Raw genomic sequence first — 18,331 nt, forward strand, 5'->3', positions numbered from 1 at the left:
TTTTGAAATTCCATAGTCCGTAAGGTTAGAAAACAGCTAGTGTTGTGTAATAAAAACAATAGGCAGCGTTGTTCTGCTGCCTATTGTTTCGTTTGGATTTAACGTGTCGTATACCCCCCATTCGCAAAAATGGTCTGTCCGGTGATCCACCAGCCATCTGTGACCAGAAACTGAATCAGTGGTGCGATGTCTTTGATATCTGTCAGTCCTCCAAGAGCAGAGGCAGATTGGTGATAGGCGACGGCATCTGCTGATTCCTGACCGTAGAAGAAAGGTGTGTCCATCGGACCGGGCCCCACCGCCGTAACAGAAATACCCCGTTCACCAAATTCCTTGGAAGCCATTCTTGTAAAATGCTCAACAGGTGCTTTAGCTCCGGCATATGTGGAATATAATCCCGTATAGGCTGCCAGAAGGGAAGTAACTATTGTACATATCTTACCATTGTTGTTTAATGTTTTGCCGGCTTCCTGTATAAAGAAATAGGCGACTTTGGAGTTGATATCAAACATGGTGTCGTATTCTTCTTCAGTTGTTTCCAGAAATGGTTTTTTCAGGACCATTCCAATGGTATTGACAGCGATATCAATACCCCCGAATTTTGATATGGTTTCGTTAAAAAGTTTTTTGATATTCTCTACATGAGTCAGATCTGCCTGAAACAGAAACGCTTCTCCTCCGGCGTGTTGAATATCCGCCAACGTTTTTTCGGCTTCAGCTTTTGTGCTTTCGCTATTAAAATGAATGGCTATTTTTGCTCCCTGACTTGCGAAATTCCGACTCAACAGTCCTCCGAGGTTTTTACCTCCGCCTGCGATTAATACTACTTTTCCTTTTAAATCATTTCTTGCCATAAGATTTTTAATTTGTTTGTATGGCAAAGTTCTGTAATGAAAATCAGAGCGATATGGTGAACTTTTCGGAAGTTTTGGTTTGATACTTACTTTGTTTCTGAATTACGAAAATTTCCCGGGGTCATGCCTGTCCATTTTTTGAAGAATTTGGAAAAATTAGAAGGATCGTATGTAAGTTTCATCGCTATATGTGCGACCGGAAGGGTGGTCTCCGTCAATAATGCTTTTGCTTTTTCGATGATCTTTTCATCATAGAAGTGGCAGGGGTGATTTCCTTTTTCCTTCTGGATTGTATCTGTGAGGTGCTTGTGTGATACTGCCAGTGCACTTGCGATCTGATTGAGCTCCATAAATTCGTCAGTACGTCCATTTAAGACATCATCTACATGATGATCTAAAAAATCAAAGTATTTTGAAGTTATCTCTACGCTTCTTTTTTCCTGATTATTTTTGATCTTACTCATATACAAGTATACAAATAATGGAGAGATATAATAATAAACCTATTCTATAAATCCTTATTGTATAATTCAGATCAGTACTATATTTTTGTGGGCAGATAGGGGAAAGTATTTTAAATTAATTTCGGTTTCTAAAAATATAAACCATTCTGGTTTACTTATAATAAGTTTACCGGTAATAATACCTCTGTTTACCAGTACCATACCAAACATACCATGTTTTAACCACTATTGCTAACAATATAATGCTACTAAAAAACCTCAGAGACCTCAGCATAAAAAGATTGATGGAAAGAAGAAACCTTGTTAAAGGAATTCTTATCGGTGCTGTAATCGTATGGTTTTTTATGATAGGGATGGCATTTTACGTCTACATGAATATTTCTTCTCTTAAGTTATTTATTCCTGCTGCCGTATTACCTGTAACATTTATACCAATGATTAACGCATTGAAAGTGTTGAATGCCGAAATAAAATCCAGATAAATTAAATATCAATTATTAACAAATGACAGAAAAAAATTGCCTGAATTGCCACGATGAAATAACCGGAAATTATTGTAAGAGCTGCGGACAGAAAAGCAGTACGCACCGGTATTCTCTTAAACATTTTTTTGAACATGACCTGGTTCATGGTGTATGGCACGTAGACAAGGGTATTTTGTTTACCATTAAGGAATTATTTACGCGTCCGGGGCACAGCATAAGAGGATATATATTAGGTAAGCGGGTGGGTTATTTTAATTTTGTAACCCTTATACTGATTATCATAGCAGTGTCAGGCATCATCGGACATTATTCTGATATCAAATTAAGTGATCTGATGCCGGAGCAGAGCCGTGAAGCAGCAGGTCCGATTGAGAGGATTTTAACTAAATATCCTAAGCTCGTTCCGTTAATCACTATCCCGCTATATTCTTTATTTAGTTTTTTATGGTTTAGGAAAGCTAAATTTAATTATTCTGAACATTTGGTGTTGAATTCGTATAAGTCTGCAGCCGAATTAGTTATTGGTTTGCTGTTTACAACCCTTACCGTTTTCTATACCGACAAAACAGTCCTGTTCTTTTTGTATTATACCGTTATCAGTATATCCATGTTGATTTATACCGTGTGGATATATTATCAATTCTTTTCAGAATCAGGGTATTCCAGGAGAGGGCGAATGATAAGGAGTATAATGATTCCGGTGTCATATATATTACTTTCTTTGGTATTTGGCATAATATGGGGAATAATCAGCAGGTTCAAGTAGAAGCTATCCACGATTGAAACAGATTTTTTTTGGATTCTGTAAATCAGATCAGGCTCCTGATATAAATAAGAGAAGGTGACCTTTTGGTCACCTTCTCTTATTTAATTTTTCTTTAAAAACTCCTGAACGAATACATCATCATTCAGATGCGGATACTCTCTATATATCCTGTCAATTTCTTCTTTTTGTCCGGGGGACAGTTTTTCATTTGGATTGAGGCACCATATACCTTTCATCAGGCCTTGTCGTCTCAATACTTCATGAATGCCGGGGATACATCCATGAAAGTGGTGTGCAGGGTCAAAAAATGCGGCATTAGCATCGGTTACTTCTATGTTTCGGGATAGTAATTCGTCTGCTTTCTCATCGGTTTTGTGTTTACGGTATTCCTTTATTTCTTGCATCAGTGCTACAGCCTTCTGTGTCCATACAGCCCAGTGTCCAAGCAGACCGCCTTTAAAGTTGATTTCTACAGATTCCCCATTTACGGGAAACCGGTAAGTAGACAGCAGATCGGCAATAATATTGTCGTCGTTGCCGGTATACATCGCGATGTCATTTCTTCGGGATGAATTGGCCAGTGCCCGCATTACATCCAACGTCTGATAACGGTTGAATGAGGCACATTTGATGGCTTCTACATTGTCAATCTCTACGAATGCCTGCCAGAATGCATAGGAAAATATTCTTCCGCCTACGGATGGCTGGAGATAAAATCCGAATACAGGCATGATTTCAGCGACTTTGCGTACCCGTTCCAGAATCTGTTCTTCCGTCCAGTCCTGCAATCCGCCCATACTCAGTAGTCCGATGTCATAGTTGTATCGTACGGCAGTTTCTGCTTCCCGTACGGCTTGTTCTGTAGGTCCGCAGATACCGGCTACTTTAATAAAGGGACGATCTAAGTTTGCATTCTGCACTTCTTCCGCTGCCCACTGTAACACTGTTTCGAAGAGATTGATCTTCGGATCGCGAATTTCAAACTGAGTCGAATGTACAGCCACTGCGATACCTCCGGCACCACTTGCCATATAGTACCTGGATAACAGGCGCTGACCTTCTTCATCGATACTGCGATCTTCATGCAGGGCCAGCGGATGTGCCGGAATGACAGTGCCTTCGTGTAAAAGTTGTTTTAAAGCAGGATCTAATTTTTTCATTAGAATTTTCCTCCTCTCTCCTGAAAATGGGTGTCCTTATTGAATAGATCGCCTCCTTCTGTAAGCCATCTGGCTGTAATATCGATGGCTTCGCGGATAGTAACTCTCGGATAACCAAACAGACGGTGACATTCGGAAGCATTGTTGAGAAGAGCTGTACCGGCCGGCTCGTGTTCAAAATGTGCTGTTTTACCAAATATCGCTGCAAATCGTTCTGCAACCCAACGTGTAGATAACGTTTCCGGACCGGTGACATTGAGCATTTTTGCCGGAGCCTCGCAATGCAGTAAGGAGCGCAAAGCAATTTCATTGGCATCTCCCTGCCAGATTACATTTACATTTTCAGTCCGCAGGTCAATAGGTTTATCCTGAAGTACTGCTTTGGCAATTTCTACCAATACTCCATAACGAAAGTCTACCGCATAGTTGAGTCTGTAGATCAATACTTCTGTTTGATTCTTTTTGGAAAAATACTGGAAAATCCGCTCCCGCCCTAGGCAGGATTGAGCATATTCTCCTACAGGTTCCGGTGAAGATTCTTCCGATACGCCTCCTGATGTAACAGGGACAAAGGGAAGTACATTTCCGGAAGAAAAGGCTACAATTTTGGAGTTCCTGAAATGCTGAGCAACCATGCCCGGCAGATAAGTATTCATCGCCCATGTAAAATCTTCATTTCCTGTTGTGCCGAATTTATGTCCGGCGAGATAAATAATATTAGGTACCTGAGGGAGTTGCTGTAACTCTTCCTGATTGAGCAGGTCACAGGATATCGTTTCGATACCATAAGCCTCTAATTCTGATTTAACTTTGTTATCCGAGAATCTGGAAACCCCAATCACTCTTTTTGATAATCCGGCTTCCCGAATGGCACGCACGGCGAGTCTGCCCATGCTTGGTCCCATTTTGCCTCCTATGCCGAGGAGCATAATATCACCTTCTATACGTTTGATATCTGCAATAAGTGCTGCAGAAGGAGCCAGGATTTCTTCTTCTAATTGTACTAAGTCTCTGTTCATATGCTTTATTTTATTAAAGTGATCAGGTTACTTACAGCCAGCCCTATAATCAGGATCAGGCCCAAAGCACCCCATATTTTGGTTGATGTTGAGTTAACGCGTTCCTTCATGAGCGTTTTATCATTTCCTATCAGATATAAAGTGAAACCGATAAACGGAACGAGTAAGGTGGTAATGCTCTGCGCAAAGACAATCAGCTCCAGAGGAAGTTTGCCAAATGCCAGAGCGATAATGGATCCGAAAATCATAACAATGGAGATAAATAATTTCACCATTTTATTGTTCAGATTGTTGCCGTATCCGAAAGTATCGCCTAGCAGAGAACCACCCAGCACGGCATTCCCGATCAGGGATGAAAAGGAAGCTCCGAACAGGCCTATATAGAAAAGCTGTGAAGCATAGTCTCCGAATAAGGGTTCCAGAGCTTTCCCCATTTCTGTCGCTGAGTTAACTTTGATTCCTTGCGGATGCAGGATATTCGCTGCACATACCAGTACACCTGTACTCATGATACCCAGAATTATAATTCCGACCCGGCTTCCAAGCATTTCTGTGCCGTTTTGCTGATCGGAACCGCCCATTTTTTTACGTTCCTGTACCAGATAGGATTGGTAAAAAGCTCCTACAAGTGAAAAACAGGATGCTATAAATGCAATAATGAGTACCATCGAGCCATCCGGTATACCTGGGATAATCCCTTTGCTCATGTCAATCAGGTTAGGCTGTACCAGTATGGCAGTGGTAAGAAATGAAAACAGCATGATAATAATCAATACCAACATAAGCTTTTCCAATACTTTATAAAAAGATCGAAAGAATAATAACAGGATTCCGAGAACATTAAATACCACTATCCAGATCTTCGGATTGGATCCTGTAGCTTCACCTACTGATATTGCTACTCCGGTAGAATTGCCTGATTGAAACGATATAGCGACCAGAAATATTCCCAGGCCAATGAATATAGCTACAGGCTTCCCGAATTTGTTTTTTATCAGGGTAAGCAGAGATTCACTGTTCTGTGCACCTATCCTTGCAGCCATTGTGGTGAATACCATCATAAAAAAAATGGCGAGAATAATGACCCATAGCAGGTCGTAGCCATAATCGGCCCCCATTTTAGAAGTAATGGTCATTTTACTCGGACCAAATACCAGTGCTGCGGTAATAATACCGGGACCGAGTACAGAAAGCCAGTTTATTTTAGTCTTCGGAGTGTTTGTAGGTTGTGTTGACATTATCGGTTAGATTTTACTTGGGTAGCAGAGATGGCACTTGCCTGGTTGTTAAAATTGCTGCGGATATAAGTTGCAATCGATGCAATCTCCTCATCCCTGAGAAATGAGAAGGCAGGCATTGCGCCTTCATATTGTACTTTGCCTGTCTTCTGGTTCGTCAATCCTTTTAACAGAATATGGATCAGCGGTTCAGGAGCTCCGTTGACAAGGGCCGATTGTTTCAGCGGCGGAAAGGAGGACGGTACTCCGCTGCCGTCATCCTTGTGGCAGGAAGCACAATAGGCTTTATACAACTCCTGACCACTTTTGGTCGTCTGGGCAACAGGCTTTGTCGGTTTGATCGTTTTTACGGGACGTACATCCGTTTTACTTAATTTATAGATCACATCATCGGCCGGTTTCGGAAATCCCTTTTGCGGATTCCAGTCCCTGTTGCTGCTGCAAAAGTATATATCACCATCCGGCAGCACCATTACCGACCTTAGTCTGCCCAGCTTATCTGCAAATACTATATCTTCATCTACAATCCGGCTGCCGTCATCCGAGAGCTTCAGAATACGTAACGATTGACTTTTTAAGGTTGTTAACAGTAATGTATTTTTCCATTCCGGGATAGCATCGTTACTATAGTAAGCCAGCCCTGCCGGAGCGATGACTGGTGTCCATGAACGGATAGGCTCCGTACGTGGAGATTTTTTAGCAATAGCTTTTTCCGTTTCCGTATCGTGCATACCTTCTATTTGTGGCCAGCCATAGTTATGCAGTGGTCGTATGAGGTTTATTTCATCTTCTATGGCATCTCCGTGTTCTGATGTATAGATATTTCCGGTGGGAGACTGTGTCAGTCCCTGCATATTTCTGAATCCCCATGCATAGACGTAGCTTCCCGGGATCGGATTGTCTTTCGGGATAGACCCGTCCGGATTGAGTCGCAGGATTTTACCGTTGAGAGAGGTGCTGTCTTGTGCATACGTATCGCTGGCTGCATCACCGGTAGCCCAGATTATTTTCTGATCATGCGTAACAATTATGCGGGAGCCATTATGTCCAGTATTTCCGGGGATTTTGAGCAGTGTCTTTGGATTACTTAATTTGCTCGTGGTACTGTAATCATAGCGCACCAGATTTGAAAAGATGCTGTCGCTGGATTTGGACGTGTATGAAAGATACAGATAAGAAGGCGAATCTTTTTCCTGAAATAAAGCCATACCCAGTAATCCCAGTGTACGTTGATGATATACTTCCGGGATAGTAATCAGGTTTTCAACTTTTGATGTTTTAAGATCCAGTTTTTTGATTTTTCCGGCTATTTCCGAAAATATAATCGCATGTGCTGCCTGATCATATTGTAAATCCCACGGGACATCCAGGCTGTCTGCTTCCGGTGTCAGGGACAGTACTGTCTGCTGCAATTGTACAAATTCGGCATTTTCAGGTAGTTTTTTAGGCCCACAGGATGCCATAAACACAATAACAGCAACTATAATAAAAGTGTTAAATCTAAGCATGTGTCAAATTTCAGGTTTACAGGCATCTATCCTCAGGTAAAAGATAAAGCCTCAATTGTTGAGTCAAATGTAAATATTAATCTGAGAAAATCAAATAATATTGTATACAATTTTAAACTTTATTTGTTTACAATATTAAATATGATGTTACAATTGCTTTAGTGCGGCAAAACAAAAATATGCGATTTGATTTCTTCCTGTAGATGGACTCCGGGTTTGATTCTTCCGGAATGAAAAAAATAAATAAATAATTTTTGTTGTTTACAAATTATTGATATAATTGTATACATTATTGTTGTGATAATGTTTATGAAAGGATAGACTTATATCCTAAATTATGGAGAACCGATAGTATTTAACAGTACTTTTTTATCTCATACCATTCCTTACTGTCTGTTTAACTCCGGTTAAAAGATAAGGAGATGATCAATTAAGAGAAAAAAGTAAAAACGTTACCTGAAAATGGATAAACCGAGAATTACCTATGGAAAGGAGGCCTATGATCACTAGATAATTACCTTATTGTCAAGATAAAATGATCAGCTTTTATCAGTCTGGATGACGGGTCCAGTAAATTTTCAAAATGTTTACAATTATAAACCATGATAAATAATGAAAACAAACATTAACCGGAACAGGCTTTTTGGTAAAACAAAAAACCATCTTTTTATCATTCCAGTTATTCAACTTCTGGCACTCAGCCCTTCTATTACTTTTGCTACGGGGACACATCCTGTTAAAGATCCGCATGCTAGAGGTATGACCGGTCGTATACAGGTGTATGCTACTTCTTTTCAACAGACAACAGTCAAAGGAAAGGTAATAGATGGCAATGGAAACGGACTGGGGAGTGTAGAAGTCAGAAATCTGACCAGTAATGTAGTTGCACTGACACAGGCAGACGGTAGTTTCAGCATCGTTGCAGCACCATCTGACAAGTTGCAGTTCAGACTTATCGGTTTTCTGTCTCAAGTAAAGGACGCCAAAGATGCGGCCTCCGTGACACTGCAGACTTCACTGGAAGAACTTGATGAAGTGGTCGTTGTCGGATACGGAACACAGAAGAAAGTCAACCTGACCGGTTCTGTGGCTTCGGTGAAGATCGATGAAGCCGTAACCAGCAGATCGATGTCTAATGTTTCTTCTGCTTTACAGGGCTTACTTCCCGGATTGGCCGTAAGCCAAAACTCAGGTATGGCAGGAAATAATGCCGCAGATCTGATGATTCGCGGATTGGGAACAGTCAATAATGCCGGACCATTGATCGTCGTAGACGGAATGCCGGACGTCAGTCTCAACCGGATTAATATCAATGACGTGGAAAGTGTGTCGGTATTGAAAGATGCTGCTTCAGCCTCTGTGTATGGTTCCCGGGCAGCAAACGGGGTTATTCTGATTACAACAAAGACCGGAAATCGAAATGCTAAACCTAAAATAAGCGCTTCAGGAAGCTGGACCCTGGTAAAACCAACACAGAGTTTTGAATTTTTGAGTAATTACGCAAAGGCATTGACAGCCACGCAGCGTGCGCAGGCTGCCACGACCTTGCCGGGTAACTTTCAGTTCAAAAACGGAACTATAGATCAATGGCTGGCATTGAGTATGATCGATCCTAAGCGCTATCCGAATACCGACTGGTGGGATGTGATCCTTCGCGACGGAAAATCCAATACCTATAATGTATCGGTAAACGGCGGAGGTGAAAATTCAAACTACTATGTCTCTTTCGGGGCGCTGGATGAAAAAGGTATTCAGATCGAGAATGATTTCAAACGCTACAATGCGGCATTCAACTTTGATCTGAAGGTGACTAATACCATTAATACCGGTGTTAAATTTTCAGGTAACTGGTCCAAATATCATTACAACTACGAGGAGGGGATGACCGCAAATAGTCCGAATGGTCTGGATATCTTTACCGCACCTGCGGGTATTCTGCCTTTTGACCCTGTGACCGGCTATTATGGTGGTGCTATGGCTTACAATGAAAGTTCGCAGTCTACCAATCCTTACGCGGATTATCTGGTCCGCAACAGGAATACCATGAATCAGAAAGAAGCTTATCTGAATGGATACCTGGACTGGAAACCTTTTCAGGGATTTACCGCTCATGTAGACTATTCTTTAAAATATAACAACAGATTTGACTGGCGTGCAGATCTGCCTACACGTGCATATAATTTCCAGTTGGACGACTGGGGGCCACGAATCTATGTGGGAAATAATGAACCTATTTATAATGTAGACAGAGAAGGTTATAAAACCCAATTAACAGGAAGACTAAACTATGAGCGCAAATTCGGTGATCATGATCTTTCTGTTATGGGGGCTTACAGTGAGGAATTCTGGAGTGACAGATATCTCTCTGCCAGCAGGGGGGATCGTCTGAATCCGCTGTTGCATGAAATTGACGGCGCATTGAATAATGTGCAGACTACAGGAGGTTCTTCCGATAATGAAGGTTTGCGTTCCTATATAGGTCGTATAGGCTATATTGCCTTCAACAAATACCTGTTGGAAACAAATTTCCGTGTAGACGGATCTTCTAAATTCCTCAAAGGAGATCAGTATGGCTTTTTCCCTTCGGCATCTGCAGGATGGCGTTTTACAGAAGAAAGTTTCTTCTCGGATCTGAAATCTAAAATTGCGTTGAGCACAGGTAAGTTACGTGCTTCATATGGTGCATTAGGTAATAACAGTGGTGTGGGTAGATATGAACAGCAGGAATTGCTGACAGCAAGTAACTATATTTCTGGCGGAGTACCTGTTATCGGTCTTACGAATAAGAAATTTATCAACTATAACCTGACCTGGGAACGTACAAATGTGCTGAATCTGGGGATGGACCTTGTTTTCTTCAATAACAGACTATCCTGGGAAGTAGATTATTATGATCGTCTGACTAAAGGAATGAATCGCCCTTCGGATGTTTCCATTCACCTGAGTGGTGCATACATCGCTCCAAGAAGAAATATCGGAGATATGCGCAACAGGGGTGTAGAATCCAATCTGACATGGACAGATCGTAAGCAAGATTTCCAATACATGGTCAATTTCAATTTTTCTAAAAATTCAAACCGCCTGCTGTCCTGGAATGAACAACTGCCCAAAGGTTCTACTTTCCTGGATATGCCTTATAATTTTGTGTATGCCTTTGAGTCTCTGGGTATCGCGCAGACCTGGGAAGATGTTTATAAAGCTGCTCCTCAGGGAGCTTCTCCGGGAGATGTGCTGATCAAGGACGTAAACGGAGACGGTAAGATCGATATCAATGACCGTGTAGCTTACCCTAAATCGCAATTAGGAAGACCAAGTACCAACTATGCGTTGAGAGGAAGTGCAAGCTGGAAAGGATTTGATTTCGCCTTCCTGCTTCAGGGAGCGACAGGACGTAAAGAATTCTGGATGAACAGAATTAATAGTCCGTTTATCGGTACCACTAATCAGGCTATCACCGAGGATCAGTGGAATAATACCTGGAATCTGGATAACAGAGATGCTGACTATCCGAGATTGTTGCCAAGTACACTGGGATCTACAAGTACCAGCAATTACCTGAGTACGCATTGGTTACAGGATCTGTCTTATCTGCGTGTCAAGAATATACAACTGGGTTATACCTTTAGTAACGGGATGGTAAAACGTCTGGGAGTCAATAAACTAAGGGTATACGGATCCGCTGATAATCTGGCTGTAATTACGAGTTTCAAAGGATTGGATCCGGAGAAAAGTTCGTATGCAAATGATGCATATCCCATTACCAAAACTTTTGTATTAGGACTGAATGTGGAACTATAAGAGATTTATAAGGATGAGAACGAAATTAAATATAACAGTTGTTTTTAGTGTTATAATAGCAACTGTGACAGGATTGTCATCATGCCGCAAGGATCTGCTGAATCAGGTGCCTACGACAGCGCCCAGCACACAGACATTTTGGGCAAGTGAAGATGATGCATTGAGCGCCCTTATGGGGAATTACGCTGTTTTTCGCCCCTGCTTTGATAGGGATTATCATTTTGACGGACATGGCGATTTTCTGAAGGTATGGAATGTAGGAGCTGCGCCGATTGCAATGACGGTGAACAGCCCCAGCAACTATGGCGGTGGTGCTTCAGCATTATACCGTGCATTATATGGTTCGATTACACATTCAAATTATGTGATCGAGAATATCAATAAGCTGATGCTGCCGAATGCAAAGACAGAGACTTCGCTTAAAAATCTGGAAGCAATAGCCGGAGAAGCGAAACTGTTACGAGGTATCGCTTATTTCAGATTGATTTCACTTTGGGGAGATGTGCCGTATTTTTCACATATCCTGCGTGATCCTATAGAAGCGGATACGGCATCACGGATGCCTATCGCACGGATCAAAGATTCCATTATGGCTGATTTTACTTATGCATATGATAAACTTCCAGTGAAAGGTGCGACAATAGGTCGTGCAGCCAAACCTGCTGCATTAGCTTTCCGTGGTAAACTGCAGTTATTCTGGGCTTCCTGGAATAAAAATGGCTGGCCGGAACTGGAACGTTTTACGCCCTCCGCAGCTGTAGCTCAGGAAGCATACCGCGGTGCTGCAGAGGATTTTAAAAAGGTTATCAACGACTATGGATTGCGGTTGTTCCGGAATGGAGAACCGGGTGAATGGGGAGAAATGGGCAAAGCTGATGTACTGCCAAACTATTACTACATGTTCATCCCGTCTACAGGAAACCCGAATACCGACGGAGAGATGATCATGGTATTGACACACGGCGGAAACGGTACAGGTCAGAGTGAAGAGTATATGCGTGTGTGGACCGGCGTGTCTGTAGGTTTGTCTCAGAATCAGGTGGTAGCCCGTTATGAGATTGCTAATCGCTACCAGTCGACCATTACGGGAGATTTTCTGCCACCCATGATACAGGTTGCCCCAACAGTAGCGGGTGCACGTACGATGCCTAATTCGGCTATTAATCCGGAATCTTACCGTAACCGGGATTATCGTATGAAAGCGACTTTGCTTTGGGATTATGAGAAAATCATGGGAATGGGTACGACTGAACTGACAGGCTATGTTCCTTTTATCTACAAGACCTGGGGGGCAGCAGTCACTATTGATGGTGTACGCTATACTTCCTTCAATGATAACGGCACCAATCTGTCCGGTATAGAGACACGTAAGTTTGTGCGTAATTATGGCGGTCAAAACAGAAGTTCGGGAGACTACAACTGGCCGATGATGCGTCTGGCTGACGTATTCCTCATGTATGCGGAGGCTACAAATGAGGTAGGCGGACCACAGGCTGATGCAATAGACCTGGTAAACAGAGTACGTCGTCGCGGTAATCTGCCGGCTTTGTCCAGTACAAAAACAAGTTCTAAGCAAGCATTCTTTGATGCAATAGAGCAGGAGCGTATTGTGGAGTTGTTTGGTGAAGGTCAGCGCGCATTCGACCTGAGACGATGGAGAACCATAGAGAAAGTCTTCGGAGCAGCATATGGCAATGGAAAATGGTTTCAGGATACCTATGGCAACAATTGGGAGCGCTTTTTCTTTAATGAGCCGGAGCTGACCTACCAACGTTGTTATATTTACCAGATCCCGGAGACCGAACGTGACCGCAACAGCCGTCTGACGCAGAATATTCCCTGGAGATAATTATATATTAATCGATATCAATATGAAATCATCAGAATGATTCAAATGAAAGATCTGATAGTTTCATCCACATTAAAAAATAAATTATATACAGATGAAAAATATTATAAAAGGCCTTTTATTGACATTGTGCATCTCGATGGCAGGCTGTCAAAAAGACTATCCTATGGATAGTGACGGGCTGCTGATCACGAATCGGGCAGAATGTTACGTCAGCAATTTTGAATTGCTGGGTGCTGATTTTCAAACTGTACGTACCAAAGCTGCAGTTATCGATACCGTAGCGCAGACCATAAAAGTAGAAGTGATGTTCGGTACCGATCTCCGCAACCTTTACCCGCAGTTTAGCTTAGTGGCAGATGCCTTATTAGATCCTAAAATCGTCGGTAAAGAGGATTTTTCTAACCTGAGCACTCCACGCAAATGGACAGTGGTATCAGGCAACCGTAAGGTGAGAAAAGAATATACCGTTACACTGACTGTTAAACAGTAAAAAACTGATAAAGATGAAGAAATTAATAAGTTATATCGGAATCGTTAGCATGCTTACGCTGTTTGTAACGGCATGTAAAGAAAATTCCTATCAGATTCCTGAAGCGGAATCCGGATTGCATAACGATGTGATCAAACGATCCATGGGTCCTAATGTCGTTGGGACAAATATTGAATTCGCCTATGCGATGGCGTTATTGCCCACAGAAGGTAAGATCGTCTCGGCTACAGTGGAAGCATCCATTGCCGGAGCCAGCGGTACATATCTGGACAATAAGTCATATTACACGAATAATTCGGGGGTAGATGTAGGTGTGCAGATCGGAGACCCTTCCGTCACCAGCAGTACGACCACTACAGTTAATTTTTCAAGAGATACAAGTGCAGCTACATTACGGTACTATTATAAAATACCGGAAGAAGCGCGCGGAAAGACCGTTTCCTTTAAGTTTTCTGCAAAAGCAAGCAACGGACAGACGGTTACCTATAATCTTGGTCCGTATGATATCCGTAAAATGGATATGAAACTTGATCTGGTCGCTAAGGATGCACAGGCCTGCTATATCTCGATTGCCGATATGGCGGTATATGATGCTGCATTTGCGGCTCAGAATCCTGATAAAATCGATTTGGTATACCTGTATCGTGTTATTCCAAATATAGATTTTAAGCATGCTGTAGTAGCCCCGTCTGCTAATGCTATCTATTTACCGGGAGTAACGCTGCCTGCAGGAGTAAAAAATAACACAAAGCTGATCAAAGCATGGACAGTACGTGATCAGCAGCTGGCGCGTCTGCAGTACGGTGTATTCGTGGATGATCTGGATCTGATGCAGAAAGACTTTGCGGATGCCCCTGATTTCGCTGTCAATGTGCGGAATGAAGGCGGACTGTGGGTAGAGACAGCGGATAAGAAGTATAGAGCATATGTGTATATCAATAGTTCAACTGATGCTACAAAAGAATTGAAAATCAGTATGAAAAGATTAGCAATGAACTAATTTCAGTATAATTGTTTTAGATTGTTTATTCCGGATTTCTTTTTCGTAGAAAGGAAATCCGGTTTATTAATTTGTTTCAACAAGTAGAATATGTACAGCCAAAGATCCTTAAAGAATAAATATTGCCGTATCCCTTTTTTAATAACATTGTTCATGGTGATAGCAGTGTCTGTTGTATCCGTACATGCACAACTCTCTCCTGTGTCTGTATACGAAAAAATATACCATGCTTCTGATGCCGGGATCAATGCGCATACTGTGGCAAAATCCAAAGGAAATAAGTCGTCAGAAGGTTATATAGTATTAAAGAATAACATTAGTAAAGTAGTACAAAAATTTGATTATAAATATGATATAATATTCGATGTGTATGTTCCTGCTGATGGTAAATATACCCTGGAAACTGTAGTTGAACCATCGGATGCGGAGGCTTTGAAAAAAGAAGATAAGACGGGGCGCATGACGCAGAATGTTAAATTGCAGATCGATGAAGAGCGGCCTACAAGCCGTATCCTGTTTGATGCACACATGGGAGGACGGCAGGTGCTCGGGAAGTTTCAACTGAAAAAGGGGCAACATCAGATAAAGATGTGGTTGCCCGGAAATATCAGGTTCCAGACGATTAAAATCCGGAGTTTTGAAGCTCCTCAGGTACCACAGGAGGCTCTTCATTATAAGCCAGCTATTGTACCTCCCAAAAGCAGACCGCGTATCTGGGTCAATGAAGAAAGTCTGGTGACGATCAAAAACAGATTGAGCAGTGAAGAAAACAGACCTGAATGGGAGAAAGTAAAATCGGCAGCTACTGCCGCATTTACCTTCCATATCAATCCGGCAGAGGAACAGTTTTATAATGAAGTGCTGGAAAAAAATATAGAGATAAAAGCTTTTTATTATCTGATGTCAGGAGACAAATCGGTTGGAAAAGAGGCTGTGCATCTGGTTTCAGATTACCTGTCAGTTCTGGAATTCGGAAACATTACCTACGGGGATATTACCCGGGAGATCGGACGTGCAATCTACACCTCAGCAGTCGTGTACGACTGGTGCTATGATCTGATGACAGCGGAACAGCGGGCGCATATCCGTCGGCATATGTACCGGCTGGCGGATGATATGGAAATCGGCTGGCCTCCGTTCTATGGTCAGGAAAGCATTATCAACGGGCATGGCAATGAGGCACAGATATGCAGAGACCTGTTAGCTATGAGTATAGCAGTATATGATGAAGATCCGTTGCCTTATCAATATGTGTCGTATACCGTATTAGAACAATTGGTTCCTATGCGTAAATTTGAGTATCAGTCTCCGCGGCACAATCAGGGGATAGATTACGGTGGCTATCGTTTCGGTTGGGAAATGCATGCGGTATGGTTCTATTACAGGATGACAGGTCAGGAGGTTTTTGATGAAAATATCAAAAACATGCCTTACTACTGGCTTTATATGCGTACGCCGGATGGTAAAATGTTACGGGACGGCGATATGTTCAATGTCAAGTATGCCTCCAGTAGTAACTTTTACTGGAAAAATCCCCAAACTATGTTGCTTTGCTATGCATATTCGCACAATCCTCTGATCAAAGCCGAGTTCTACAAACAAGGCGCATTGCCGGATAATCCGGTTTTGTTCCTGCTGTTAAACGATCCGTTGCTTAAGCCGGACTATAATCTGAATCAATTGCCTAAAACAAAAGATTTTGGCCCGGTGTTGGGAGCTATGGTTGCGCGTACAGGATGGAATATGGATCGCAGCAGTAGTGATGTGGTCGCTGAAATAAAAGGCGGAGGTTATCATTTCGGAAATCACCAGCATGCAGATGCCGGAGCATTGCAGATCTACTATCACGGGATACAGGTGGGTGATCTCGGGTTGTATCTGTCTTATGGATCGCCATATGATTTCAATTTTAACAAACGTTCAGTGTCACACAGTATGATGCTGGCTTTAGATCCTCAGGAAAAACTATTGTTCAGAACAAAAACTAATGACGGGGGCACGCGTTTCAGCCAGCGTTTTCCGAGAACGGCGACAGAGGCAAAGACCGATCCCTGGTACAATGTTGGTTTCGTACGCTCTTCTGCTGTAGCTGCCGACCCCATGTCGCCGGATTTTAGTTATTACAATATAGATCTGACAGCCGCATATACATCTAAAATGAGTAGCTATACCCGCGGTTTTCTGTTTCTCGATCTGAACCGTAAAGATGTACCTGCGGCTATTATTCTGACGGATGACATGAAAGTAAATGATCCGGCCTTTAAAAAATACTGGCAGATCAATACACTGAATGCACCAAAAGAAGAGCAGGGACAGCTGGTATTGCATAGTGAACTGGAAGGAAATACCGGGAAAACTTATGTCAATATGTTGTTGCCGAAGTCTGAGCAAAGAGTAGTCACTGTTTTGAGTGGGGAAAAAGCTAATCAGGTCTTTGGAGATGATTATGAAGTCAAATCAAACTGGCCGGAGGCACGTGCACACCGTATCATGGTTACACCACAACAGGAAAATCGGGAAGATCGTTTTCTGACGGTTTTTCAGATGGTGGAAGGGCAATCCGCTCCCTTACCTGTTCAATATGAAGAAAAAGCAGGTTATTATTTAATCAGGCTGGATGATCGTATTGTATGCATCAGTAAAGGCGGACAACTGATCAGTGAGCCGATTGAATTAACAGTTCCGGCAGATAAAAAATACAAAATCATTCTGGCAGGTCTGAAAGAAGGATTCTGGACTATTCAATCCGGGCAGCAGGTTTCTGATAAAAATATTCCGGTTGATCCGGGTAAGAATGTTATCAGTTTTGAATCTCAGGGAACTGCATTGCGGTTTGCTCCCGGAAGAAAATATGGAGCAGATGAAGCAGGGTTGAATAATAATTAATTTATTGTTTGTGCTGTCATTGATTTTTTTAGTAAGTTACAGGGATGCATTTTATTATTGCAATAAATACGAGATGTATTCTTATTTTTGATATTAAATTGTATACAATATGAAGGAAGACTCGTTGTCTTATAAGGCGTATTTAGAGATCAGGAAAAAAATATTGTCCAATCAGCTTGTTGGCGGTGCCAGACTGATCGAGAGTTTCTGGGCAGATAAACTAAGTGTGAGTCGTGTTGCTATCCGTGAGGCTTTTATGCGTTTAGCCGGAGAGCAGCTTGTAGAGTTTGGAGGAAAAGGCGGTTGTTTTGTTAAAAAAATGACAGCTGATGATATCAAGGACATCCGCGAACTGCGTGAACTTCTGGAAGTCGGTGCGCTCAAGATCTTGTTTACAAAAAGAGATAAAGCAGTGATCAAAGAGCTGGAGCTCATTTGTGACGATTTTTCTTCCATGGTAGAAAAAGGATATTATGGCGGGGCATGTGAAGCAGATGTGCGTTTTCATGAGAAAATAATCGAATCTACAGGCAATGAGCGTTTGTTGCATATCTATCATAACAGTAATATTCCTTTGTTTCATCTGAAGCTGGGCAATGCTCTGAGCCATATGGATGACTATAAACAGACTGAAGTAGAACACCGTAAAATCGTGGAATACCTGAAGGAGGGTAAATTAAAAGAATCCATAGATACTTTACTGGAGCATCTTGACAGAGGAGAGAAGGAATCTATTGAATTTTAAGTTGTTAAATTCACTAATCTGTATAACCTGACTGACGGCCGGAAGAGAAATCTTCCGGTTTTTTTA

The 18,331-nt window shown here is 42.1% G+C and carries 14 protein-coding genes; 8 read left to right on the forward strand and 6 right to left on the reverse strand.

The window, feature by feature from the left end:
* Positions 1–98 precede the first annotated feature (98 nt).
* Positions 99–854, reverse strand: coding sequence for an SDR family oxidoreductase (locus HMPREF0766_RS05055; RefSeq protein ID WP_002994345.1), 756 nt, complete (start codon positions 852–854; stop codon positions 99–101).
* An 86-nt stretch (positions 855–940) separates the two neighbouring features.
* A complete protein-coding gene (locus HMPREF0766_RS05060; RefSeq protein WP_002994347.1) occupies positions 941–1,318 on the reverse strand; it encodes a helix-turn-helix domain-containing protein in 378 nt (125 codons plus the stop codon).
* Positions 1,319–1,602: 284 nt separating this feature from the next.
* Here HMPREF0766_RS05060 and HMPREF0766_RS05065 point away from each other — a divergent pair, with 284 nt between their 5' ends.
* The gene (locus tag HMPREF0766_RS05065; RefSeq protein ID WP_236590543.1) at positions 1,603–1,800 is read left to right on the forward strand and encodes a hypothetical protein; all 198 of its coding nucleotides are present in this window, start codon (positions 1,603–1,605) and stop codon (positions 1,798–1,800) included.
* Positions 1,801–1,822: 22 nt separating this feature from the next.
* A complete protein-coding gene (locus HMPREF0766_RS22055; RefSeq protein ID WP_002994353.1) occupies positions 1,823–2,569 on the forward strand; it encodes a DUF3667 domain-containing protein in 747 nt (248 codons plus the stop codon).
* Positions 2,570–2,670: 101 nt separating this feature from the next.
* Here the strand turns inward: HMPREF0766_RS22055 and HMPREF0766_RS05075 are convergent, their stop codons facing one another.
* Genes HMPREF0766_RS05075 through HMPREF0766_RS05090 form a run of 4 tightly spaced genes read right to left on the reverse strand, consistent with a single transcriptional unit; the run spans position 2,671 to position 7,494 of the window.
* Positions 2,671–3,729, reverse strand: a complete 1,059-nt coding sequence (locus HMPREF0766_RS05075; RefSeq protein WP_002994355.1) for a dihydrodipicolinate synthase family protein — start codon at positions 3,727–3,729, stop codon at positions 2,671–2,673.
* Positions 3,729–4,748, reverse strand: a complete 1,020-nt coding sequence (locus tag HMPREF0766_RS05080) for an NAD-dependent epimerase/dehydratase family protein (protein WP_002994357.1) — start codon at positions 4,746–4,748, stop codon at positions 3,729–3,731. Before HMPREF0766_RS05080 ends, HMPREF0766_RS05075 begins: the two co-directional genes overlap by 1 nt.
* A 5-nt stretch (positions 4,749–4,753) precedes the next feature.
* Complete coding sequence (locus tag HMPREF0766_RS05085) at positions 4,754–5,986, reverse strand: Nramp family divalent metal transporter (protein WP_002994358.1); 1,233 nt, start codon at positions 5,984–5,986, stop codon at positions 4,754–4,756.
* Complete coding sequence (locus HMPREF0766_RS05090) at positions 5,986–7,494, reverse strand: PQQ-dependent sugar dehydrogenase (RefSeq protein WP_002994359.1); 1,509 nt, start codon at positions 7,492–7,494, stop codon at positions 5,986–5,988. The genes HMPREF0766_RS05085 and HMPREF0766_RS05090 overlap by 1 nt, the downstream gene beginning before the upstream one ends.
* A gap of 612 nt (positions 7,495–8,106) precedes the next feature.
* On the opposite strand from HMPREF0766_RS05090, the gene HMPREF0766_RS05095 reads away from it, so the two are divergent.
* The 6 genes from HMPREF0766_RS05095 to HMPREF0766_RS05120 all read left to right on the forward strand — a co-directional run bounded on the left by HMPREF0766_RS05095 (position 8,107) and on the right by HMPREF0766_RS05120 (position 18,265).
* A complete protein-coding gene (locus tag HMPREF0766_RS05095) occupies positions 8,107–11,292 on the forward strand; it encodes a SusC/RagA family TonB-linked outer membrane protein (protein ID WP_002994364.1) in 3,186 nt (1,061 codons plus the stop codon).
* Between the two features lie 13 nt (positions 11,293–11,305).
* Positions 11,306–13,141 (forward strand): RagB/SusD family nutrient uptake outer membrane protein, encoded by a 1,836-nt coding sequence (locus tag HMPREF0766_RS05100; RefSeq protein WP_236590542.1) that lies wholly within the window; start codon positions 11,306–11,308, stop codon positions 13,139–13,141.
* Positions 13,142–13,235: 94 nt separating this feature from the next.
* Positions 13,236–13,634 carry a hypothetical protein gene (locus tag HMPREF0766_RS05105; protein WP_002994367.1) on the forward strand — a complete coding sequence of 133 codons (399 nt, stop codon included), beginning with the start codon at positions 13,236–13,238 and terminating at the stop codon, positions 13,632–13,634.
* A 13-nt stretch (positions 13,635–13,647) separates the two neighbouring features.
* Entirely contained in the window at positions 13,648–14,634 is a 987-nt protein-coding gene (locus HMPREF0766_RS05110; protein WP_002994370.1) for a DUF4466 family protein, read from the forward strand.
* Between the two features lie 153 nt (positions 14,635–14,787).
* Positions 14,788–17,520, forward strand: coding sequence for a hypothetical protein (locus HMPREF0766_RS05115; RefSeq protein ID WP_002994374.1), 2,733 nt, complete (start codon positions 14,788–14,790; stop codon positions 17,518–17,520).
* Positions 17,521–17,629: 109 nt separating this feature from the next.
* Positions 17,630–18,265: a GntR family transcriptional regulator gene (locus HMPREF0766_RS05120; protein WP_002994377.1), complete on the forward strand. Its 636-nt coding sequence runs from the start codon at positions 17,630–17,632 to the stop codon at positions 18,263–18,265.
* Positions 18,266–18,331 lie beyond the last annotated feature (66 nt).

This window comes from Sphingobacterium spiritivorum ATCC 33861 (genome assembly GCF_000143765.1).
Classification (GTDB): Bacteria; Bacteroidota; Bacteroidia; order Sphingobacteriales; family Sphingobacteriaceae; genus Sphingobacterium; species Sphingobacterium spiritivorum.